This is a genomic window from Pseudomonas mediterranea CFBP 5447, from assembly GCF_000774145.1.
Taxonomy (GTDB): domain Bacteria; phylum Pseudomonadota; class Gammaproteobacteria; order Pseudomonadales; family Pseudomonadaceae; genus Aquipseudomonas; species Aquipseudomonas mediterranea.
On sequence record NZ_KN322966.1, the window covers coordinates 98,169 to 118,813 of the forward strand.

Annotated in this window: 20 protein-coding genes, 4 tRNA genes and 1 pseudogene; 23 read left to right on the top strand and 2 right to left on the bottom strand. The window is 60.8% G+C overall.

Translation table 11 applies throughout. The annotated features are described in order from the left end of the window. The first annotated feature begins 58 nt into the window (after positions 1-58). From N005_RS02235 to N005_RS29895, 4 genes and pseudogenes are all read left to right on the top strand, one after another. Positions 59-820: an SDR family oxidoreductase gene (locus N005_RS02235; RefSeq protein ID WP_047699021.1), complete on the top strand. Its 762-nt coding sequence runs from the start codon at positions 59-61 to the stop codon at positions 818-820. Between the two features lie 217 nt (positions 821-1,037). Further along, positions 1,038-2,435, top strand: coding sequence for an aminotransferase-like domain-containing protein (locus tag N005_RS02240; RefSeq protein WP_047699022.1), 1,398 nt, complete (start codon positions 1,038-1,040; stop codon positions 2,433-2,435). Positions 2,436-3,423: 988 nt separating this feature from the next. Beyond that, positions 3,424-3,600 (top strand): annotated as a pseudogene (locus tag N005_RS29890) (HAMP domain-containing protein); the annotation flags it as partial. A gap of 204 nt (positions 3,601-3,804) precedes the next feature. Further along, on the top strand, positions 3,805-4,509 hold the full coding sequence (locus tag N005_RS29895) for a methyl-accepting chemotaxis protein (RefSeq protein ID WP_392397525.1): 705 nt from the start codon (positions 3,805-3,807) through the stop codon (positions 4,507-4,509). Positions 4,510-4,581: 72 nt separating this feature from the next. Here the strand turns inward: N005_RS29895 and N005_RS02250 are convergent, their stop codons facing one another. Beyond that, positions 4,582-5,352 carry a hypothetical protein gene (locus N005_RS02250; RefSeq protein ID WP_081993207.1) on the bottom strand — a complete coding sequence of 257 codons (771 nt, stop codon included), beginning with the start codon at positions 5,350-5,352 and terminating at the stop codon, positions 4,582-4,584. A 356-nt stretch (positions 5,353-5,708) separates the two neighbouring features. Here N005_RS02250 and N005_RS02255 point away from each other — a divergent pair. From N005_RS02255 to N005_RS02280, 6 genes are all read left to right on the top strand, one after another. Then, positions 5,709-5,784 (top strand) — tRNA-Glu (locus tag N005_RS02255). A 2-nt stretch (positions 5,785-5,786) separates the two neighbouring features. After that, positions 5,787-5,862, top strand: a tRNA-Gly gene (locus N005_RS02260). A gap of 22 nt (positions 5,863-5,884) precedes the next feature. Then, a tRNA-Glu gene (locus N005_RS02265) sits at positions 5,885-5,960 on the top strand. 3 nt (positions 5,961-5,963) lie between these two features. Further along, positions 5,964-6,039: transfer RNA gene (locus N005_RS02270), tRNA-Gly, on the top strand. A 264-nt stretch (positions 6,040-6,303) separates the two neighbouring features. Beyond that, a complete protein-coding gene (locus tag N005_RS02275; RefSeq protein WP_047699026.1) occupies positions 6,304-6,936 on the top strand; it encodes a LysE family translocator in 633 nt (210 codons plus the stop codon). A 116-nt stretch (positions 6,937-7,052) separates the two neighbouring features. Then, a complete protein-coding gene (locus N005_RS02280; RefSeq protein ID WP_041021680.1) occupies positions 7,053-7,484 on the top strand; it encodes an Lrp/AsnC family transcriptional regulator in 432 nt (143 codons plus the stop codon). 35 nt (positions 7,485-7,519) lie between these two features. Here N005_RS02280 and N005_RS02285 read toward each other — a convergent pair whose 3' ends face one another. Beyond that, the gene (locus tag N005_RS02285; protein ID WP_047699028.1) at positions 7,520-8,389 is read right to left on the bottom strand and encodes a response regulator transcription factor; all 870 of its coding nucleotides are present in this window, start codon (positions 8,387-8,389) and stop codon (positions 7,520-7,522) included. A gap of 264 nt (positions 8,390-8,653) precedes the next feature. On the opposite strand from N005_RS02285, the gene N005_RS02290 reads away from it, so the two are divergent. From N005_RS02290 to N005_RS02350, 13 genes are all read left to right on the top strand, one after another. Then, positions 8,654-8,848 (top strand): Flp family type IVb pilin, encoded by a 195-nt coding sequence (locus tag N005_RS02290; protein ID WP_008070254.1) that lies wholly within the window; start codon positions 8,654-8,656, stop codon positions 8,846-8,848. A 155-nt stretch (positions 8,849-9,003) separates the two neighbouring features. Next, complete coding sequence (locus N005_RS02295; protein ID WP_047699029.1) at positions 9,004-9,198, top strand: Flp family type IVb pilin; 195 nt, start codon at positions 9,004-9,006, stop codon at positions 9,196-9,198. Positions 9,199-9,224: 26 nt separating this feature from the next. Next, entirely contained in the window at positions 9,225-9,755 is a 531-nt protein-coding gene (locus N005_RS02300) for an A24 family peptidase (RefSeq protein ID WP_047699031.1), read from the top strand. A gap of 2 nt (positions 9,756-9,757) precedes the next feature. Further along, positions 9,758-11,086 carry a P-loop NTPase family protein gene (locus N005_RS02305; protein ID WP_047699032.1) on the top strand — a complete coding sequence of 443 codons (1,329 nt, stop codon included), beginning with the start codon at positions 9,758-9,760 and terminating at the stop codon, positions 11,084-11,086. Positions 11,087-11,101: 15 nt separating this feature from the next. Beyond that, positions 11,102-11,920 carry a Flp pilus assembly protein CpaB gene (gene cpaB, locus N005_RS02310; protein ID WP_047699033.1) on the top strand — a complete coding sequence of 273 codons (819 nt, stop codon included), beginning with the start codon at positions 11,102-11,104 and terminating at the stop codon, positions 11,918-11,920. 62 nt (positions 11,921-11,982) lie between these two features. After that, entirely contained in the window at positions 11,983-13,302 is a 1,320-nt protein-coding gene (locus tag N005_RS02315; RefSeq protein WP_047699270.1) for a TadE/TadG family type IV pilus assembly protein, read from the top strand. A gap of 8 nt (positions 13,303-13,310) precedes the next feature. Continuing rightward, the gene (locus N005_RS02320) at positions 13,311-13,790 is read left to right on the top strand and encodes a TadE/TadG family type IV pilus assembly protein (RefSeq protein WP_047699035.1); all 480 of its coding nucleotides are present in this window, start codon (positions 13,311-13,313) and stop codon (positions 13,788-13,790) included. A gap of 8 nt (positions 13,791-13,798) precedes the next feature. Next, entirely contained in the window at positions 13,799-14,293 is a 495-nt protein-coding gene (locus tag N005_RS02325; protein ID WP_047699272.1) for a TadE family protein, read from the top strand. Beyond that, positions 14,287-15,507 carry an AAA family ATPase gene (locus N005_RS02330; RefSeq protein ID WP_047699036.1) on the top strand — a complete coding sequence of 407 codons (1,221 nt, stop codon included), beginning with the start codon at positions 14,287-14,289 and terminating at the stop codon, positions 15,505-15,507. Before N005_RS02325 ends, N005_RS02330 begins: the two co-directional genes overlap by 7 nt. A 3-nt stretch (positions 15,508-15,510) precedes the next feature. Then, positions 15,511-16,953 (top strand): TadA family conjugal transfer-associated ATPase, encoded by a 1,443-nt coding sequence (locus N005_RS02335; RefSeq protein ID WP_047699038.1) that lies wholly within the window; start codon positions 15,511-15,513, stop codon positions 16,951-16,953. Then, positions 16,950-17,936 (top strand): type II secretion system F family protein, encoded by a 987-nt coding sequence (locus N005_RS02340; RefSeq protein ID WP_047699040.1) that lies wholly within the window; start codon positions 16,950-16,952, stop codon positions 17,934-17,936. Before N005_RS02335 ends, N005_RS02340 begins: the two co-directional genes overlap by 4 nt. 27 nt (positions 17,937-17,963) lie before the next feature. Continuing rightward, positions 17,964-18,929, top strand: a complete 966-nt coding sequence (locus N005_RS02345) for a type II secretion system F family protein (protein WP_047699042.1) — start codon at positions 17,964-17,966, stop codon at positions 18,927-18,929. A 440-nt stretch (positions 18,930-19,369) separates the two neighbouring features. After that, positions 19,370-20,593, top strand: a complete 1,224-nt coding sequence (locus N005_RS02350) for a type II and III secretion system protein family protein (protein ID WP_047699044.1) — start codon at positions 19,370-19,372, stop codon at positions 20,591-20,593. The last annotated feature ends 52 nt before the right edge of the window (positions 20,594-20,645 follow it).

Sequence of the window (20,645 nt, forward strand, 5' to 3'; positions counted from 1 at the left end):
GCGCCATGTCGGGCTGTGTCTACACTGGCGCCACCCTGCATCCTTCAAGGAACTGACAATGAGCATGACGTTTTCTGGACAAGTCGCCGTAGTCACCGGTGCCGCCGCGGGCATCGGCCGTGCCACCGCCCGTGCGTTCGCCACGGAAGGCCTGAGGGTCGTGGTGGCCGACTTGGATGTGGCGGGGGGCGAGGGCACGGTGCAGTTGATTCGCGAAGCCGGTGGCGACGCGGTGTTCGTACGCTGCGACGTGACACTGGAAAGCGACGTGCAGAACCTGATGAACGTGGTGATCGCTACCTACGGTCGTCTCGATTACGCCTTCAACAATGCCGGGATCGAGATCGAGAAGGGCAAGCTGGCCGACGGCAGCCTCGATGAGTTCGACGCGATCATGGGCGTCAACGTGAAGGGTGTCTGGTTGTGTATGAAATACCAGTTGCCCCTGCTGCTGGCTCAGGGCGGCGGTTCCATCGTCAATACCGCCTCCGTGGCCGGCCTGGGCGCGGCGCCGAAAATGAGCATCTATGCCGCCTCCAAGCATGCCGTGATCGGCTTGACCAAATCGGCCGCCATCGAATACGCCAAGAGGAAGATCCGCGTGAACGCAGTCTGCCCGGCAGTGATCGATACTGACATGTTCCGTCGTGCCTATGAGTCTGATCCGAAGAAGGGCGAATTCGCCAACGCCATGCACCCGGTAGGACGTATCGGCAAGGTCGAGGAAATCGCCAGCGCCGTGCTGTACTTGTGCAGCGACGGCGCGGCGTTCACCACCGGCCATTCACTGGCGGTGGATGGCGGCGTCACGGCCTTCTAAAGAAAGTGGATTGTAGGAAAAAGCCCGCATCTGTCGCGGGCTTTTTCTTGGGCAGCTGGAAATTCCCTGGATCGGCCCGTCAATGTGTTTCAAGGCGTGAGAATCAGCCCTTTTGACGACGTTGTCGTACATCGTCCGGCGACACCCTGTGCTTAACTGCCATCGGAAAACCGACTGTTTCTGGAAATAAAACAATCGCTTAGGAGCTTGGTTACTCATGGAGTTGAGAATCGACCGGCAGGCCCTGGTGCCTGTCGTGCAGCAAATTGTCGATGCGCTGGCCGGCTGGATTCGACAGGCCGGGGTACAACCGGGGACCCGACTGCCCTCCATCCGCCAACTGGCGCGGGAGAATCTGCTCAGCCAGTCCAGCGTCAATGAAGCGTGTGAACGCCTGGTTGCCCAAGGGATATTGGCCTCCCGCCATGGCTCGGGTTTTTTCGTCGCATCACCTTCTTCGACCAGGCCCGGCCCCTCCGGCAAGGGCATGTCGGATGAGGTGAAATGTCCCCGGGCCGATTCAGCCGACAATGGGCAGTGGGAATTGAAGTTGGGCAGTGGCGGATTGCCCGAACGTTGGCGCGAAAGCGATGATCTGGCCTATGCCATCCGCCAGGTTTCCCGCACCGACATGGCGGGGCTGTTCAACTACAGTACGCCGCTGGGGCTGCCCGCCTTGCGCGAGCAACTGTCCAGGCGACTGAAGCAGCTCAATATCAATGTGGATGAAAACCTCATCCTGACCACGACGGGGGCGACCCATGGCCTGGACCTGATCGTGCGGACACTGCTGCGGCCGGGCTGTTGCGTCGTGGTGGAAAGCCCCGGCTATTCGAGCCTGTTCGAGCTGCTCAGGCTTCATGGGATCGACATGATCGAGTTGCCCAGGACACCCCGGGGCCCGGATGTCGACGCGTTGCAAACGTTGTTGGCGACCCACCGGCCCAGCGCCTTGTTCATCAACAGCGCGTGTCACAACCCCACCGGCAGTTGCCTGGCGCCGGCCGTGGCCCAGCGGCTGCTGCAGTTGACCCGCAAGCATGCGGTGCTGGTGATTGAGGACGACGTCTATGCCGACTTCCAGAGCACCACGCGGACCCGCTTGGCAGCGCTGGATGCCGATGTGCTTTATGTAGGCAGTTTCTCGAAAACCCTGAGCAGCTCCTTGCGGGTCGGCTTCGTGGTGGCCGGGGCTGCGATCATCGAGCGCTTGAGCAAGGTCAAGGCGATCACCAGCATGGGCGGTTCGCGGTTCTGCGAGTCGGTTGTCGCCGGCCTGTTGGCCAACGGCGCCTATCGCAAACTGGTCCAGCGCCAGCGGCAACGCCTGGCTACCGAAATGGCAGCGGTGCTCCAGGTACTGGAGGACGCCGACTGGACCGTCTTCGGCAAACCGGCTGGTGGGCTGTTCATCTGGGCACGTCCGCCCATGTGCGACTACGCTGGATTACAGCGCCTGGCCAAGCGGTTCGGCGTGCTGCTGTCTTCGCGTACAGCGTTCAGCCCTTCGGGGGTCGACAGTGACTGGCTACGGATCAACGTGGCCTATGCCCGGGACTCCAGGGCGTTGGCGTTCTTCCGGGCCACGGGTCTGGATCGACCTCAAGTGTTCTGAAAACGACGGAGCCGTAGCTTTTTGCCATTATTCCGACGTCAGCATCTTGTGCGATGGGGCGTCTCGTTGCGAATCTGCGATTACACACACTGGCAGAGGACTGAGCGCAATGATTTCGGCCGTGCAAAGACGTTTTGCCAACCTGGGTATGGCAAAGAAGCTGGGGATCGGGTTTGTCATGGTGCTGCTGCTCACGGCTGTCGTGGCGGCCATCGGCGTCTGGTCCTTGCAAACCATCAGTCAACGCTTCGATGGCTTGAAGCAGATGTCCTCGTTCAGTAGCGAGCTGCTCAAGATCCGGCTGCTCGAACAGGACTATGCATTGCGCTCCGATCCCAAGACGGTCGATGCCCTGCACCAGGGCGTCGACAGCCTGATCGCCAAGGCAAACGAGTTCAAGGCGCAGTCGGCGGCCAATGTGCCGGTGATGAACGATGTGGAACAGGCCTTGGTGGCGTATCGCAAGGCGTTCGACGAGTTCGTCGGATTGAGCCAGAGCAAGGACCTGGCGCTGGAGATGGCCAGTTGGTCGGTGTCCAGCGTCGCCAATAACCTCGATGTGTTGCGTGCGGGGTTGGCGGATGATGGCACTTACACGTTGAAAGACACCCAGGGCAAGGAGGGCGCCGAGTTCGTTGAACAAGCCAACCAGGTCAGTGAAGTGTCGCGGTTGATGCTGGTGGCCATGAATGAGGCGCGGGTGCGCCTCGATCAGACCCGCAAAGGCAGCGAGGAAGCCGGGCAAGGCCAGATCGAACAGGCCGAACAGGCGATGAAGCAGGCCGAGGTGCTCAAGACTGCGATCAAGGACCCGGGCTACCAGACCGTCATCAACGAAGTGGCCGGGCACATCGCCGGGTTCAACGAGAAACTTGCCGAATATACCGGCCTGCTGGCCCAGGAGAAGGTCATCTCCGGGCAGCTGCGTGAACGGGCGGCCCAGGTAGTGGAACGGGTTGACCAGGCCTATGCGGCCGAAGACCAGGCCATGCAGGCCGAGTTGAAAAAGAATTCGTTGTTGATCATCGGTTCGTCGGCCCTGGCGTTGCTGGTGGGGTTGATTGCGGCCTGGGTCATCACCCGGCTGATCGTGGCGCCGTTGCGCAGCGTCATTCGTGTCGCCCAGCAAATTGCCGGAGGGGACTTGAGTGCAACGGTCGAAGTGACGCGCCGGGATGAAATCGGACAGTTGATGCTGGCCATGCAGCAGATGGGGGCCGGCCTGAGCAGTATCGTCAGTGGGTTGCAGTCCGGTATCGAGCAATTGGCCAATTCCGCTCAGTCATTGTCGGCCGTGACCGAACAGACCAACCTGGAAGTCAGCAGCCAGAAAGAGGAAACCGAGCAGGTTGCCACGGCCATGAACCAGATGACCGCTACCGTGCACGATGTGGCGCGCAATGCCGAGGAAGCGGCCCAGGCGGCGCAGACCGCCGACGACAAAGTCGAAAGTGGCCAGCAGGTGGTACGCCAGAGTATGGTGCGTATCGAGCAGTTGGCGGACTCGGCCACCTCGGCCAGTTCCAGTATCGAAAGCCTCAGCGCCGAGATCCAGAACATCGGCACGGTATTGAGCGTGATCAAGAGTGTCGCCGAGCAAACCAACCTGCTGGCGCTCAATGCCGCCATCGAGGCGGCTCGCGCCGGTGAGCAGGGCAGGGGCTTTGCGGTGGTGGCCGATGAGGTGCGGGCCCTGGCCAAGCGCACACAACAATCCACCGAGGAAATCGAGCGGTTGGTGAGTGCCTTGCGTTCAGCCGCCCAGACTTCCGTGCAACAGATTCAGAGCAGTGGCGAGCTGGTGAAGATGGCGGTCAGCGATGCCCTGCAGACTGAAAGTGCCTTGGGCAGCATCGCGGCAGCCGTGTCGTTGATCCAGCAAATGAACCAACAGATCGCCGCGGCAGCCGAAGAGCAGAGCTCGGTGGCCGAAGAAATCAACCGCAGCGTCACCAATATCCGCGCCAGTGCCGATCAATCCTCTCTGGCGATGCAAGGCAACGCCGCGTCCAGCATTGAACTGGCGCAGTTGGGCGTAGAGCTGAAGGGGATGGTGGGGCATTTCAGGTTGTGACGTAGGCAGCTTGAAACCATAACCTGTGGCGAGGGGATAAATCCCCTCGCCACAATAAGGTTCGACTTGGCCTCAGTCGTAGACCTTCTTCTTCTTCCATTCATCGTTCATTTCGTCTTCCTTCAAACCTTCGGTCAACTGGTTGACTTCACCTTCGGCCGCCTTGGTGCTGGCCAGGACCATGGCATTGACGCGGGCGAGGAGTTTTTCGAGGTAAGCCAGTTGTTCGGCGTAGACCTGCGGTTCCTGCTGCTTGCGCAGGTATTGCACGCCGCGCTCGAATGCCAGGCGAGCTTGCCCCGGTTGTTCCTGTTGCAAGGCCTGTTGGCCAAGGTTGTTGAAGAACTCGATGTGCAGCAGCACCAGGATGTGCCGTACTTCGCGGATCCAGCGCTTGGCTTCGTTCGGCGGCAGAAAGCCGTCCTGGGCGGCGCGGGTGATCTGGCCGTGCAAGGCCTCAAGCAGGAACCGTACGTCCTTGGCCTTGGCTTCGGTCTGGATCGGTGCCGGGGGATTGTTCACCGGAATCGATTCGCCCTGGGCCGCCAGGGCGTTCAATTCGTCCAGGCGTGCCTTCACCGCGGCATTGGTCTTCTCCATGCCCAGCAAGCGCTGGCAGACATTGATCTCAAGACGGGTGATCAGCAGCTTCAGGGCCGGGGTCATGAACTGGCCGGGGAAGGTCTCGGTGAGCTCGCCGCAACGACGCAGGCGGTCATTGAGTTCAACCTTGGTGCGGGCCTTTTCCAGCTTGCTGTTTTCCGCCACATGGTTCATGTAGCCAATGGCGATCAACAGTGCGATCCCGGCTACGACAAGCAGGGTGATCATGAGTGGTGTCACCGGTAAGACCTCTTTAATAGGGTTCGCATACATCAGTGTAGTGGCTAGGCTTTTAAGCGCATAGGCCCGAACGAGGAGATTAGACGGGCGTGCTGCTGACCAGAGGCACAGTAGCGTAGATGCACATTGCCACTATTTGCCGGGCGCGACTATAACGTCTTGGCGGGCGACAGAATATAGGCGTCAGAGACTGGACGGGCAAAATCTGCGAATTGCTCCTCAAACCGGTCGAAGTCATTGATTTAAATAAATTTATATCTGGGGGTTGACGACCCCTCAATCCATCCATAGAATGCGCGCCACTTACAGCGTAAAGCACTCAGCCAAGCGCCATAAGCAGTGAATGTTGTACGTGTGTCCCCTTCGTCTAGTGGCCTAGGACACCGCCCTTTCACGGCGGTAACAGGGGTTCGAGTCCCCTAGGGGACGCCAATGCGGGAATAGCTCAGTTGGTAGAGCACGACCTTGCCAAGGTCGGGGTCGCGAGTTCGAGTCTCGTTTCCCGCTCCANACCATGTGTTCCGGGCAGCGTGTCCCCTTCGTCTAGTGGCCTAGGACACCGCCCTTTCACGGCGGTAACAGGGGTTCGAGTCCCCTAGGGGACGCCATTTGCGGGAATAGCTCAGTTGGTAGAGCACGACCTTGCCAAGGTCGGGGTCGCGAGTTCGAGTCTCGTTTCCCGCTCCAAATTCAAAAAAAAACGCCGCTCATCGAGCGGCGTTTTTTTATGCCTGTGAAAAAGCCATTTCAATCGGCGCTGGACCGGTCCAGGTGCTTTAAACGAACAATTTGCATGTGTTTCAGGGCGTGGGCCTAATCGCCTTAATAATGAAGGGGGGGTCGGCGAACTACATGCAAAATTAACGGAAAGGCATGTGTGAAAATTAATAATTAATTTCTTAAAAAATGCGGTTCTCCTAACCTTCCAGTACCCATTCTGGAGGTGCATCTATGTTGATTTTCGTTAAATCGATGGTCATTGGGTTTTGCATTGCGGCCCCTGTGGGACCCATCGGGTTGTTGTGCATACAAAGGAGTCTCATGCTTGGCTGGAGGGCCGGTTTTGCCACAGGGTTGGGGGCGGCCACTGCCGATTCGATCTACGGATTCATAGGTGCGTTGGGTATCGCCGCCATCATCGCGACGCTCATCAGCTTCAAACCCTGGTTATGTATTCTGGGAGGGCTGTTCCTCGCCTACATCGGTTATCAGACAATACGCTCGAACAGCAATGCAACCGCCATGGAGGGTGAGCGCGCCAACCTGTTCAAGGCTTACTCGACCACGCTGTTCCTGACCTTGTCGAACCCCATGACCATTTTGTCGTTTATCGCGATATTTGCCGCCCTGAGCGATGGCATGGCCGGCGAACAGGGCAGCCAGCACTCAGTTGTGCCCATGGTGACCGGCATATTCCTGGGCTCGGCTGTCTGGTGGCTGGGATTGAGCGGATTCTCCTCCATCTTCAAGGCCAGGATCGCTCAATCAAGGATTAGATTGATCAACTACCTTTCCGGGGCAACCATCAGCATTTTGGGGGGCTACCAAGTGGCAACCGGCGTCATGCTGGTTACGGGAGCTTGAGCAGGACTTAAAGTTTTCCCTTCAATGAAGGAGCCCGCGGTTTTTTTCGGTGCATGTTTTTTAATGAAGACCCGGACTTTCATTGAATTTTCCAGTTCCTACCAAGAGAAACGCACATGGACCGTATAGACATAAAAATCCTGGGGAAGGTACAGGACTGTGGCCGCATTTCCATCACGGAACTTTCCAAGCACGCGGGTCTTTCTATTCCTGCCACCACTGACAGGTTACGCAAGCTGGAAGACTCCGGGGTTATCAAGGGTTATAGCGCTCAGCTAGACCCCACCAAGCTGGGGTACGGCATCTCGGCTGTCGTCGGCATCACCACCCTCAAGCCGGCGAAAGCCAAACTGATAGCGACGCTCCAGGACATTCCCGAAGTCGTGGAATGCCTGCACATCACGGGTAACGACTCCTACCTGATCAGGATCTATGCTAAGTCGATGGCTGAGATCGAGGCGATCATTGCCAATATCAACGCGTACGGAGAGACGCGCACCAGTATTGTCTTGTCAGTCCCTATCGAGAGAAGAAAACTCGCCCCTTGAAAGCCTGAACGCCAGTCACCGTATCAAGATGCCCATCACCCCTCCAAGCTATGCACCAGGCTTTCAAGCGCTGCCGTACCCGCTTCCTCCGGCACCGATGGCGTGACGACCGTCGTGCGCACCTGTCGCGCCAGGCGGTATTCGCTGGGCGTGCAGCTGGCGTACTGCTTGAAAGCGCGAGCGAAGTAGGACGGATCCTTGAAGCCGGCTTCATAGCCGATGCTGGTGATCGGCATCTCGCTGTTGTCGAGCAGTTCCTTGGCAAAACTCATGCGCTTGTTCAGGACGTAGTCGGTAAAGCCCAGCCCGTTGGCCTCCTTGAACAGACGGCTGAAGCGAAACGTGGTCATGCCGCAACGCTTGGCCAGGTCACGCTGATCGATGCTTTCGCGAAAGTGCTGGTCGATGTACAGCAGGATATGGTTGAGGGCCTGGTGTTTCTGGTGGCCGGAGGTCAGGCGGATGCTGTCCGGCAGGGAGGGGGAGTGGTCGATCAACGACGTCTTGCCCCGGCCGCCGGAATTGCGTCGCAACTCGCATAATTGCACCACCGCTGTCAGGTAGCGCTTTCTCTCGGTGGCTGAAAGGGGCAGGACCATGTATTCCCAGACATTGGAGCGCATGGCCCAGACCGCCAGCTCTTCGGAGTGCTGCACGGTGAACATGGTGATGGGAATGGTCGGCACGGTCCGTTTGATCTCCAGCAACCGCCTCAGGCCCGGGGTGTCCGGCCGGTCGAAATGAATGCAGATCATGTCGACCTGTTCCCCGCCGGGTACTGTGGCATTGGTTGCCAGCGTGCAATGGCAGGTTTGCTCGAATTGGGTGGCGAGTTCCTTCGTGGACCGATCGTGAGTCAGATCGAACCACAACAACCTTGGCTTTCCGGTCAGATTCGACGTCATGTGCCTACTCAGCGGTTCTTCCTGCCTTTAGCCGGAAGTATCGTCAATGTGCTATCACCGCGCCGAATATATTTTTATAAAAAATCTCTCCTTTATTGCCATCTCTAAGGCGGGGCCCCGCCGGCATCTGTGAGCGACCTTGCGCAAAATAATCCTAGCGATGTGCAAAATCCTCCTAACGGCCAAGCCGACCTCCTGACTAGGGTTGCATCAGGCAGTTCGAATGTACTGCCCTTGAAAAACAACCCCGATGAGGTGTGCGAAATGACTCTTCAAACTATCAAGGCTTCGGTACTGAAGTTCGCCAAAGATGAAGATGGCCTGACCATTGTGGAATACGCCGTGGCCGGTGGGTTGATCACGGTATTGGTGGCCGCCGCTTTCGTTCTGCTGGGCGGTGCCGTGAACACCAAGATCCGTGCGCTGTGCCAGGCCGTCAACGGCAACGTTGCCTGCTGATCGCAACACTTTGCGATAGGGGGACACGGCAACTTTTACGGAATAACGCTTGCGACTCCTTTGCAGTGAGTACAACGAATACCTCAAATGGACTTGGCGCTGTCCCCAACAACTAAGTTCATTGCCGTATTACTTCCGAGCATGAGGTAAATAAAATGACTCTGCATACCATCAGAACTTCCATCAGCAAGTTCGCCAAAGATGAAGACGGCCTGACCATTGTTGAATATGCCGTGGCGGGTGGCCTGATCACAGTGGCGGTTGCCGCCGCGTTCGTGCTCCTGGGGGGCGCCGTGGACACCAAGATCCGAGCACTCTGCCAAGCCGTCAACAGCAACGTTGCCTGCTAACGAGAACTGTAACCAGGAGACGCGCCATGTCCATGGAATTGCTGGTGTCGACATTCATACTGCTGGGACTGCTGGGTGTGGCGGTGGTAAGCGATCTGCTCCGCCACCGCATCCCCAACTCACTGGTCCTGCTGGGGCTCGCCCTGGGGCTGGCCGGTCAGGTCTACGCGGGCGGGATCGGCGGCTTGGGCGATAGCCTGCTGGGCCTGCTGATCTGTTTTGGGCTGTTCCTGCCGATGTATGCGGTAGGCGGCATGGCGGCCGGTGACGTCAAGCTGATGACCATGGTTGGCAGCTTCCTGCCGTTCCATTACGCGCTGTGGGCGGCATTGTTCAGCCTGATCGCCGGTGGCGTGTGCGGATTCCTGATTGTCCTGGCCCGCGGTCAATTGCTTCAAACCCTCGGGCGCTACTGGTTGATCGTCCGGGCCCAGTCCTATCTGGCGCCCACTTCGGATGAGGTGGCCGGCAAACCCTTTCCTTATTCGATTGCAATCCTGATCGGCACTTTGAACAGCGTCTACTGGCAACTGGTTGCCGACGGCTGGGGAGGCTAGTCATGCACGTCATCAATGATAGTGATGCCTATCCCAGTGAGCGGGAGGCGGTACAACGCCTGGCGCCCCAGCCTTGTACGATTCGCGACACCGGCCTGACCGACAGTTTTCTCGGCGAACTGGTGTGCAAGCATCTGCATGACGCCGGTGTGCTGGACCTGCCGCGGCTGGTCGAGCGGCTGGCGCTGACCGGCGCGGTGCTGGAGGAAGTCCTGGCGTTTCTGCGCAAGGACGGTCGTGTCGAAGTGCTGGGCCAGATCGGTCAGGCCAGTGTTCAGGCCCTGCGTTATGGCCTGACCGAACGCGGCCGCAGTTCTGCCCGTGACGCCCTGGCCCGCAGCGGTTATATCGGCGCGGCACCGTTCCCGGTGAGCACCTATCGTTCCCTGATCAAGATCCAGACCATTCACCACGGTCGCATCACCGCCAACGACATGCAGCAGGCCCTGTCGGGCATGGTGCTGAGCCAAGGCATGCTCGACCAGTTGGGCGTGGCCTTGAACTCCGGGCGGGCGATCATGATTTATGGCCCGGCGGGCACCGGCAAGACCTACGTCAGCAGCCGGTTGATCCGCCTGTTTGCCGAGGCCATCTGGGTGCCCCACGCCATTGTCATCAACGAGTCGGTAATCGAGATCTACGACCCGCAGGTGCATCAACGCCTGGATGGCGACAGCCAACCGAACAACCTGATGCTCAACGAAGGCATCGACCGCCGGCTGCTGTGCTGCAAACGCCCCATCGTCATCACCGGTGGCGAGTTGAGCATGGAGCAGTTAGACGTCCGCTACGATCCGTTCACCCGTCAATACCAGGCCGCCTTGCAACTCAAGGCCAGCAATGGCCTGTTCATCATCGACGACATGGGCCGCCAGCGCATGGCCCCGGCCGAGTTGCTCAATCGCTGGATCGTGCCCATGGAAGAGAAGCGCGACTTCATCAACCTGGGCGGCGGTCGGCATTGCGAACTGCCGTTCGACCTCGTCCTGGTGTTCTCCACCAACCTCAATCCGTTGGAACTGGCCGACGAGGCGTTCCTGCGGCGCATTGGCTACAAGGTCCAGTTCGGTTACCTCAAGCCCGACGAATACGAACGCATCTGGCGCCAGGAATGCGAGCGCCTGGGTGTCCCTTACGACCCGCTGTTGGTGCGCTACGTACTGCAGCGGCTGTATGGCGGCGAAGGCATGCCCCTGGTGCCTTGCCATCCCCGCGACCTGTTGAACATGGCGCTCGACCGCCAGCGCTACCTGGGCGGTTCCGGACCCCTGATGCCGCAAGAGCTGGAATGGGCCTGGCACAACTACTTCGTTCAGCTCGACTTTCTTTGATTCGGAGATACCGACATGAGCTCTCGTACGCTTCCGCTGATTGGCGTTTCCCTGGTAATGGGCCTTGGCGCTGCATGGATGGCCGACTCCTGGTTGAGTGCGCGACTCAATGCAACCCCCGACGATCATCTGCGCAGCGTGGTGGTCGCCACTGTGGAAATCCCCTTCGGGCAAATGGTCGAGGCCCAGCAGGTCACCACCGTGCGCATGCCGATGGATACGATCCCGGACGATGCTTTCGACGCCAGTGAAAAGGCCGTGGGCAAGATCGCCACGTTCGACATCCTGCGCGGCGATATCGTGCGCGGTGCGCGTCTGAGCGAGCACCTGGGGGGCAGCACCCTGGCCTCGCTGATCGCCCCCGACAAGCGTGCCATCTCGGTCCGGGTCGACGATGTCGTGGGCGTCGGCGGGTTCCTGCTGCCGGGTAACCGGGTCGATGTGCTGGCGACCAAGACCACCAGTGCCGGCAGCAACAGCGCTACGTCCCGGACCATCCTGGAAAACCTGCGGGTGCTGGCCGTGGACCAGACCGCTGGCACCGACAAGACTCAACCGGTGGTGGTGCGGGCCGTAACGCTGGAGATGAAGGCGGTCGAGGCGGAGGCGCTGGTCACCGCGCAGACCGAAGGCAAGCTGCAGTTGGCCCTGCGCAACCCGTTGAACCTGGAGAAAAAAGCCGTGGCTGTCGCGCCACCCGCACCCGCCCCGGTCATGGCGGTGGCCGCCGCTCCGGTGCCACGGCCCATCGTGCAACGCGTCGCCAAGGTGCAGGACGGCGCAGAGGTGACGGTGATCCGTGGCATTGAAAGCAAGGTGATCAACCTTCGCTGAGTGGCGCGAAAACAGCCTGATTCCAGGCGATGGCGATCCTCAATGCAGTCAACGAGGGCGTGATGATGAATTCCGATATCGGACGGCGCCAGGGAGGGGCGGTGAGTGTATTGATGGTGATCGCCTTGGTGGCGATCTCCATGATGGCAGCGTTGGCCCTGGACGGCGGCCACATGCTGCTCAACAAGACACGTTTACAGAATGCAGTGGATGCCGCAGCGTTGAGCGGGGCCAAGACCCTGAGCCAGGTCACCGGCGGTCTGAACATGGCCAGCACGACTCGCGCGGCGGCCCTGGACACGCTGAGCAAAAACTCCCAGGCCTCGGGCAACACGGAATTGGCCACGGCCGTCGCCGGCAATCCGGGGGCGTTTGCGGTGGTGGAGCTGGCCAGCAGTGTCTACGGCCCGTTCTCTTATCCCGGGCCTGCCGATGCCAGGTACGTGCGGGTGTCGGTGTCGAGTTATCAACTGAACGGTTTCTTCTGGAGTTTCGTCCAGACCATGGGCAGCGCCGGCCTCGGCAATAAACGAGTGGCGGCGATTGCCACCGCGGGGCCCAGCCCGACTTCGCCTTGTGACCTGGCGCCCTTGATGGTTTGCGGCGATCCTGCTCAATACGACCCAGCCGCCGGCAACTTCTGGGGTTATCACTTTGGTGACCTGGAGGTTCTGAAGACGGCGGCGGGCAATACCTCGCCTATCGGACCGGGCAACTTCCAACTGCTGGATTTCGGTTCCGGCGGCAGTGCGGTCCGGGAAGACCTGGCCGGCGGCGGTTCGGTCTGCCGCAGTGTCGGCGATAACGTCCAGACCGCGCCCGGCAACAAGGCCGGCCCGACCTCCCAGGGCTTGAACACACGCTTCGGCATCTATAACGGCCCGGTCAGTTCCTCCGATTACCCACCGGACCTGGTGACCTCGTCGAGCACCCCGGCGATGACTTACGACGATGCGCTCGCACAGGCGAAGTACAAAGGGCAGCCTGTCACGTCGAGCGATGGCAACCTCGCGGCGGGCGGCGAGGCGATCAAGGACTACAACGACTGGCGCACCCAGGTCGCTGCCTGTGTCGCCGGGAGCGGCAGTGGCTGTGAGAGCAACGGAGTTTTCGAACGTCGGATGCTCAAGATCGTCATTGGCAACTGCACCGGCAAACAGGGCGGTTCAACCTCGATCCCCGTGTTGGGGTTCGGCTGCTACTTCGTTGTGCAACCGGTGGATGGCGGTGGCTCGGACTCCCTGGTCTTCGGCCAGTTCGTCCAGGAATGCGAAGGTGATGGCGTACCGGGCCCCACACCGTCCACCGATACCGGCCCGCAAATCATCCAGCTCTACAAAACCTACCTCAATGGCAGTGGCAACCCGAGCACTGACTCGTAGGAGGCGTCATGGGACTTGTTCAATTCAAACACCCGCAGGCCCAGCAAGGCGTGGCGCTGGTGGAGTTCACCCTGGTGCTGCCCCTGGTGCTGATGCTGTTGCTGGCCTTCGGCGAGTTCGGCCGGATGCTCTACCAGTACAACGTGCTGTTGCAGGCCAGCCGTGACGCCGGCCGTTTCGTCGCCGGCCAGGCCTGGAACTCCACCTTGGGCGGCATCGCTCTGAGCAACACCTTGTTGACCCAGACGAAAAACGTCGCGGTGTATGGCGTGCCCGCCCAGGTCGGCAGCGCCGTGGTGTCCGGGTTGACCACGGCCAACGTGGCGGTCGCTGCGGTGGGCACGGACCATGTGCGGGTCACCATCACCTACACATTCTGCCCGGTGATTGGCGCGGGCAATTGCACCGGGTCGCTGCCGGCCTTTTTCGGCACCGCCATGCCGCTGGGTATCCCGCTGGTCGCAACCACTGTGATGAGGGCGCTGTGATGAAACCCATGAACTACAAACACATGCGCGGCACCTATATCGTCGAGTTTTCTTTCGTCGGCCTGTTGGTGTTCATCCTGCTCTTCGGCGTGGTGGAAATGGGCCGGTTGTACTTCACCGCCAACGCCCTGGATGAAGCGGCGCGACGCGGCGCGCGCCTGGCGGCGGTGTGCAACATCAGCGATCCGGTGGTGTTGCGCCGGGCCATTTTCAACGCCGCGACGGACGCCGGCACCAGCCAACTGATCAGCAGCCTGGCCACCACGAACCTGGCGCTGACCTACCTGGACGTCAACGGCGCCGTGGTGGCGAATCCCGCCGATACGGTCAGTGCCAACGGCTTCCGGGCCATCCGCTATGTCCAGTTGAGTGTGCAGGGCTACGTGTTCAACCTGTTCATTCCCGGCCTGGGCGTACCCATTACCTTGCCCGCCTTCAGGGCGACCTTGCCACGCGAAAGCCTTGGGCGCCATTCCGATTCCGGGGAGATCACACCATGCTGAATACCAGAGAAACCCCAGTCCCCACCGCCACCGGCAAAGCCGGGTTGCGACTGCTGATCAGCAGCCGCGATGCGGCGTCCCTGCGCGATTTGCAATGCGTCTGCCAGCGCATGCCTTGCCTGGAAGTCAGTACGCGGTTGGTGAGCAACGGGCATGTCGATCCCCTCTACGGGTTGGAACGCATGCCTGACCTGCTGCTGTTGCGGGTCAGCCACCTGTGGCGCGAAGAGCTGGCGGCGCTGTTGCAACGTCCGGCCCACGAGCGTCCGCCGATGCTGGTGTGCGGCCTGTTGGGCGACCAGGAGGCCATGCGCCTGGCCATGCAGGCCGGTGCCCGCGACGTGCTGCCCGAGCCTATCGCTGAACACGAACTGGCCGCCGCACTGAACCGCCTGGTGGCCGAGGTCCGTCTCGGCAGTGGCGCCGAGGGCAAACTGGTCGCCGTGATCGGCGCCAAGGGCGGTTCCGGCGGGACCCTGGTGGCCTGCAACCTGGCGCAGCAACTTAGTGTCCGTGCGGGTAATACGTTGTTGCTGGACATGGACCTGCAGTTCGGCAGTGTGACCCATTACCTCGACGTGGCGCAGACCCACAGCCACCTGGAAGTGCTGCAGCAGATCGACGACCTGGACAGCATCGCCCTGCGTGGTTTCTGCAGCCACTTCAGCCCGACCCTGCACGTGCTGGGCGGCCGGGCCGGCGAGTTGTGCCTGCCCCAGGACGCCCAACCGGAACAGCTCGACACGCTCCTGCAATTGGCCCGTGCCAGCTACGACTGGGTGGTGGTGGATCTGCCACGACAGATCGATCATCTCACCGGCTCGGTACTGGAGCAGGTGGACCGGGTGTACGTAGTGGTGCAACAGAGCGTCAGCCACCTGCGCGATGCCAGTGCCCTGGTGCGGATCCTGCGCGAAGACCTGGGTGTGCGCGGCGAGCAGTTGCAGATCGTGGTCAACCGCTATGACAAGGCGGCCGCGATCAGCCTCAAGGACGTCGGCGAGGCTTTGCGCTGCGCGAACCTGTCCAGATTACCCAATGACTTCAACCTGGTCAGCCAGAGTCAGAACACTGGCGTGCCGTTGGGGCTGCACGCGCCGAGGGCGGCCATCACCGTCGCCCTGCGCGATTTGACCGAAGACCTGGTCGGTCACCAGATGAGCACAGACAAAGGCCTGTTCAAACGCGCCTTCAACCGTTTCTTCGGGGGATGACCCATGATCAGCGATTTCCGCAACCGCTTGCGCAAACAGTCCGGTAAACCCGGCGCTTCAGTGGCCCCCCTGCACGGCGACGGCCAGCCGGACTCGACAGAGGAACTGATGGCCTGGGAGCAGGCTGTCCCGGATGTGCTCTACGAAACCCGTAGCCAGGTCACGCCGGTGGAAGCCGAGTGGCGGGAAAAGATCTACCAGCAGTTGCTCAAGGTCATGGACCTGTCCTTGCTCGACGCCCTCGAACAGGTCGAGGCCTCGCGGCAGATTCGCGATATCTGCCAGCGCCTGCTCGATGAACATTCGGCACCGGTGAGCACCGCCAGTCGCCAGTTGATCATCAAGCAGATCACCGACGAGGTGCTGGGCCTCGGTCCGCTGGAGCCGTTGCTGGCCGACCACAGCGTGTCCGACATCCTGGTCAACGGGTTTGCCTCGGTCTACGTCGAGCGCTTTGGCAAGCTGCAACGCACCGACGTGCGCTTTCGTGACGACCAGCACCTGCTGAACATCATCGACCGCATCGTCTCCAGCCTGGGGCGGCGCATCGACGAGTCCTCGCCACTGGTGGACGCCCGGCTCAAGGATGGCTCGCGGGTCAACGCGATCATTCCGCCGCTGGCCATCGACGGTCCGAGCATGTCGATCCGGCGCTTCGCGGTGGATCTGCTCAACACCGACAGCCTGATCCAGGTGGGCACCATGACGCCGGCCATTGCCCTGTTGCTCAAGGCCATCGTGCGCGGGCGCCTGAACGTGCTGATTTCCGGCGGGACCGGCAGCGGTAAGACCACGATGCTCAATGTGCTATCCAGTTTCATCCCCCACAACGAACGCATCGTCACCATCGAGGATTCGGCCGAACTGCAACTGCAGCAACCCCACGTGGTGCGCCTGGAGACCCGGCCTTCGAACATTGAAGGGCGCGGCGAGGTGAGCCAGCGGGAACTGGTGCGCAACAGCCTGCGGATGCGCCCGGACCGGATCGTTATTGGCGAGGTGCGTGGTGCCGAGGCGCTGGACATGCTCACGGCCATGAACACCGGTCACGATGGTTCCTTGACCACCATCCACGCCAACACCGCACGGGATGCGTTGGGGCGAATCGAGAACATGGTGTCGATGACCGGCGCGACGTTTCCGATCAAGGCCATGCGTCAACAAATTGCCTCGGCCATCGACGTGGTCATCCAGCTGGAGCGTCAAGAAGACGGCAAGCGACGGGTGGTGAGCATTCAGGAGATCAACGGCATGGAAGGCGAGGTCATCACCATGACCGAAATCTTCTGTTTTGCACGCCAGGGCATCGGCGAAAACGGCGAGGTGCTTGGCGAATATCGGCCCAGCGGCATGATCCCGGCCTTTCGCGACGTACTGGCCAAACGCGGCATCGAGTTGCCGTTGACCCTGTTCCGCCCTGAGTGGATGGAGGCCCGGTCGTCATGAACAATATCCCTGCCGAATTCATCCTGATTTTCCTGGGCATGGTGTTCATCGCCGTTTTCCTTCTGTCCCAGGGCGTGGTGGTGCCGGTGTTCGGCGAGGCCGGCAAGATGCGCAAGCGCATTCGCGGGCGCCTGCATGTACTGGAGAGGGCCAACCACCTGCCCAATATGCAAACCGTATTGCGGCAGAAATACCTGACGCGCCTGTCTCCCCTGGAGGCACGGCTCGAGCAGTTGCCGTTCATGGCCAACCTGACCCAACTGATCGAGCAGGCCGGCCATGAATACCGCGCTTATCGGGTAATGCTGCTCGGTCTGGCCCTGGGCGTGGCGGCCGCCGCCTTGGTGCTGATGGTTTCACCGATCTGGTGGATGGCATTACTGGCGGCCTTTGTGCTGTTCTGGCTGCCGGTGCTGAAAATCATGCGTGACCGCAGCAAGCGTTTCGCGGCGTTCGAGGAAGGTTTGCCGGATGCGCTGGACGCCATGTGTCGGGCTCTGCGCGCCGGTCACCCGTTCAACGAAACCCTGCGGTTGGTGGCTGATGAGCACAAGGGACCAGTGGCCCAGGAGTTCGGCATGACCTTCGCCGACATCAACTATGGCAACGATGTGCGCCGGGCCATGCTCGGCCTGTTGGAGCGCATGCCCAGCATGACGGTGATGATGCTGGTGACCTCGATCCTCATCCACCGCGAAACCGGCGGCAACCTGACCGAGGTGCTGGAGCGCCTGAGCCGGTTGATCCGCGGGCGCTTCCGCTTCCAGCGCAAGATCAGGACCCTGTCGGCGGAAGGGCGCATGTCGGCCTGGGTGCTGGTGGCGATCCCTTTCGTGCTGGCGATTGCCATCGTGCTCACGAGCCCCAGCTACATGCCTGTGCTGATCAACGATCCCATAGGCCACAAGCTGATCATCGGTGCTTTCTGCGCCATGTTGATCGGGATTTTCTGGATACGGAAGATCATCCGGATCCAGGTTTGAACGCTGTCTTGCCGCGGGGTATCAGTCATGGATTTTCTGCTCGGGTTACTCAGCCGCCTTACCGGGGACGAAGCGTTGGCGCGCCTGCTGTTCGTCACCGCGATTGGCCTCAGTACGCTGCTGATAGTGGTCGCCTTGCTGTTGTTGATGTGGGGCTTGCAGGACCCGGTCCAGCGGCGCCTGGCGCTGATCAAGCGCGGCTATTCGGGCAGCGCGGCGGGGCATGAGGCGCCCGGCAATCTGCAACTGCTGCTCGAACGGATCGGCCAGCGCTTCGCTTCGACAGACCCGGCCCAGACGTCCGCCACCCAGACCCTGCTGATCCACGCCGGTTACCGCTCGGCGTCGGCGGTGCAGATGTACTGGGCCGTGCGCCTGATGCTGCCGTTGTTGCTGCTCGGCCTGGCGCTATTGCTGCTGCCGCTGATCAAGGTGTCCGTGATCATCGGCCTGCTGGGGGTGACCATGATGGTGGGCATCGGCTGGCTGCTGCCGGCGCTGTATGTCGGCAAGCGCAAGCAGGCGCGCCAGGCGCGGTTGCGCGCCGCATTCCCGGATGCGCTGGACCTGATGGTGGTGTGCGTCGAGTCGGGCCTGGCGCTGCCTACGACCATCGAACGGGTAGCCGAAGAAATGGCGGTCAGCCAGGTTGAACTGGCCGAGGAATTGGCGCTGGTGAATGCGCAGATCCGTGCGGGCATCACCAGCACCGAGGCGCTCCGGCAACTGGCCATGCGCACCGGCCTGGAGGACATCCAGGGGCTGGTCAGCCTGTTGGCGCAGAGCATCCGCTTCGGCACCAGCGTGGCCGACACCTTGCGTATCTACGCTGATGAGTTCCGTGACCGGCGTACCCAGGCGGCCGAGGAAATGGGGGCGAAGATCGGTACCAAACTGATTTTCCCGCTGATCTTCTGTTTGTGGCCGAGTTTTTTCCTGGTGGCGATTGGGCCGGCCATGATCGGGGTGTTCAGGGCGTTTGGGAATATGTAGCTGTGCGAGGGGCGGCCTTATAGCCGGCCTGGTTCCATTGGATGTACCCAAATCCAACTGTGTGCGGGCTTGCTCGCGAAAGCTGACCATCGGGCAATGCAGAGCCGCCTGACGGATGGCTTTCGCGGGCAAACCCACAAGCACCTCAGTCGTGTAAAAGACAGTTTATTGACGCTCGCTTTAGCGGAAATTTCACCTGCGCCACTTTTCAGACGTTTTTTTTATTTTTGGCGTGGCGCTTTGCCATAGGTGAACTACCGTCAATCAGAAGCGAACAAGGTGGCCAGCAAATCGCCTCCCAAGCGAACTGTCTGTACCAGTCACCGTTCGACAACCCGGGTTGATTTCCGGGTGATAAGACAGGGGTAGCCCGGACCCCATAAATGATCCGAGGCAACTGGTCACGTCCAAGGACGGCCTGTTCTGTCGAGGAGCATTCTATGAGCTACCGTACCGCGCCCGCGTTAAAACACTTTATCCATGGCCTGTTCCTGATGGGCCTCGGCCTGGATGCGGCACACGCCGCAGCCAGCAATTGTTCGCAACTGGACAGTCTGCCGGCGACCTTCGAGGTCGGCCAGGGGCTTCAGAACGAATTGCGCATCCTGGCCCCTGTGACAAAACTGGCGGTGGGCGACCCGAAAATCGCCGACGTGCAGCCCAGTGGCAGCGATGCCTTCATTCTCACTGGCATAGCGCCGGGCGCTACCAGCCTGATGGTCTGGACGGCGTGTTCGAAGATGCCCCGCCAGAGCATGATCTTCGTCAAGGGCCGGGCCACCGAGGCGCTGACCACTGCCGCGAGCGTGCCTTCCGAAGATCCGATGTTGCTCGCTCAGGTACAGACCGACATCCGTTTCGTCGAGGTCAGCCGGACCAAACTCAAGGAGGCCTCGACGTCGATCTTCGGCAGCCGCGGCAACTTCCAGTTCGGCTCGCCGAGGACCCTGCCCACCATCGGGGGCGTGGTCCGGCCTTCATTGCCGGTCAATAACGACATGTTCAACCTGTCCTTCGCCACCGGGCAAACCTTGCTGATGATCAACGCGCTGGAAGGCAGCGGCTTTGCCTATACCCTGGCGCGGCCGAGCCTGGTGGCCCTCAGTGGGCAGAGCGCGAGCTTCCTGGCTGGCGGTGAGGTACCGATTCCGGTGCCCAGTGCCGGCAGCGACAACGTGTCCATTGAGTACAAGGAGTTCGGTATCCGCCTGACCCTGACACCGACGGTCATCGGCAAAAGCCGAATCGCATTGAAGGTCGCCCCGGAAGTCAGCGAGCTGGACTTCACCAACGCCGTGAACATTGCCGGCACGCTGGTTCCGGCGCTCACCGTGCGCCGTACCGATACCAGCATTGCCTTGGCCGACGGCGAAAGTTTCGTCATCAGCGGCCTGATCAGCACGCGCAACGCCTCCCAGGTGAACAAATTTCCCGGCCTGGGCGACATTCCGATTCTCGGCGCCTTCTTCCGTAATCACTCCATCGACCGTGAAGAACGGGAGCTGTTGATGATCGTCACGCCGCACCTGGTCCAACCGTTGGCCGCCGACGCGCAACTGCCGACCTTGCCGGGTGAACAGCTACGCAACTATGACCCGAATTTCTATCGCATGTACTTCCTCGAACACGGCGAGTTCGACAACCGCAGCGGGCTTTCCCAATGAACCGGCGCCTGATGTGCAAGGGGGTGGGGGTTCAGCCTGGTGTCGGAGGACA

What these genes read in the sequence shown, in the direction of transcription:
- N005_RS02235 (WP_047699021.1), top strand. Translation starts at nt 59, where the DNA reads ATGAGCATGACGTTTTCTGGACAAGTCGCCGTAGTCACCGGTGCCGCC.
- N005_RS02240 (WP_047699022.1), top strand. Translation starts at nt 1,038, where the DNA reads ATGGAGTTGAGAATCGACCGGCAGGCCCTGGTGCCTGTCGTGCAGCAA.
- N005_RS29895 (WP_392397525.1), top strand. Translation starts at nt 3,805, where the DNA reads ATGACCGCTACCGTGCACGATGTGGCGCGCAATGCCGAGGAAGCGGCC.
- N005_RS02275 (WP_047699026.1), top strand. Translation starts at nt 6,304, where the DNA reads ATGTTGATTTTCGTTAAATCGATGGTCATTGGGTTTTGCATTGCGGCC.
- N005_RS02280 (WP_041021680.1), top strand. Translation starts at nt 7,053, where the DNA reads ATGGACCGTATAGACATAAAAATCCTGGGGAAGGTACAGGACTGTGGC.
- N005_RS02285 (WP_047699028.1), bottom strand. Translation starts at nt 8,389, where the DNA reads ATGACGTCGAATCTGACCGGAAAGCCAAGGTTGTTGTGGTTCGATCTG.
- N005_RS02290 (WP_008070254.1), top strand. Translation starts at nt 8,654, where the DNA reads ATGACTCTTCAAACTATCAAGGCTTCGGTACTGAAGTTCGCCAAAGAT.
- N005_RS02295 (WP_047699029.1), top strand. Translation starts at nt 9,004, where the DNA reads ATGACTCTGCATACCATCAGAACTTCCATCAGCAAGTTCGCCAAAGAT.
- N005_RS02300 (WP_047699031.1), top strand. Translation starts at nt 9,225, where the DNA reads ATGTCCATGGAATTGCTGGTGTCGACATTCATACTGCTGGGACTGCTG.
- N005_RS02305 (WP_047699032.1), top strand. Translation starts at nt 9,758, where the DNA reads ATGCACGTCATCAATGATAGTGATGCCTATCCCAGTGAGCGGGAGGCG.
- cpaB (WP_047699033.1), top strand. Translation starts at nt 11,102, where the DNA reads ATGAGCTCTCGTACGCTTCCGCTGATTGGCGTTTCCCTGGTAATGGGC.
- N005_RS02315 (WP_047699270.1), top strand. Translation starts at nt 11,983, where the DNA reads ATGATGAATTCCGATATCGGACGGCGCCAGGGAGGGGCGGTGAGTGTA.
- N005_RS02320 (WP_047699035.1), top strand. Translation starts at nt 13,311, where the DNA reads ATGGGACTTGTTCAATTCAAACACCCGCAGGCCCAGCAAGGCGTGGCG.
- N005_RS02325 (WP_047699272.1), top strand. Translation starts at nt 13,799, where the DNA reads ATGAACTACAAACACATGCGCGGCACCTATATCGTCGAGTTTTCTTTC.
- N005_RS02330 (WP_047699036.1), top strand. Translation starts at nt 14,287, where the DNA reads ATGCTGAATACCAGAGAAACCCCAGTCCCCACCGCCACCGGCAAAGCC.
- N005_RS02335 (WP_047699038.1), top strand. Translation starts at nt 15,511, where the DNA reads ATGATCAGCGATTTCCGCAACCGCTTGCGCAAACAGTCCGGTAAACCC.
- N005_RS02340 (WP_047699040.1), top strand. Translation starts at nt 16,950, where the DNA reads ATGAACAATATCCCTGCCGAATTCATCCTGATTTTCCTGGGCATGGTG.
- N005_RS02345 (WP_047699042.1), top strand. Translation starts at nt 17,964, where the DNA reads ATGGATTTTCTGCTCGGGTTACTCAGCCGCCTTACCGGGGACGAAGCG.
- N005_RS02350 (WP_047699044.1), top strand. Translation starts at nt 19,370, where the DNA reads ATGAGCTACCGTACCGCGCCCGCGTTAAAACACTTTATCCATGGCCTG.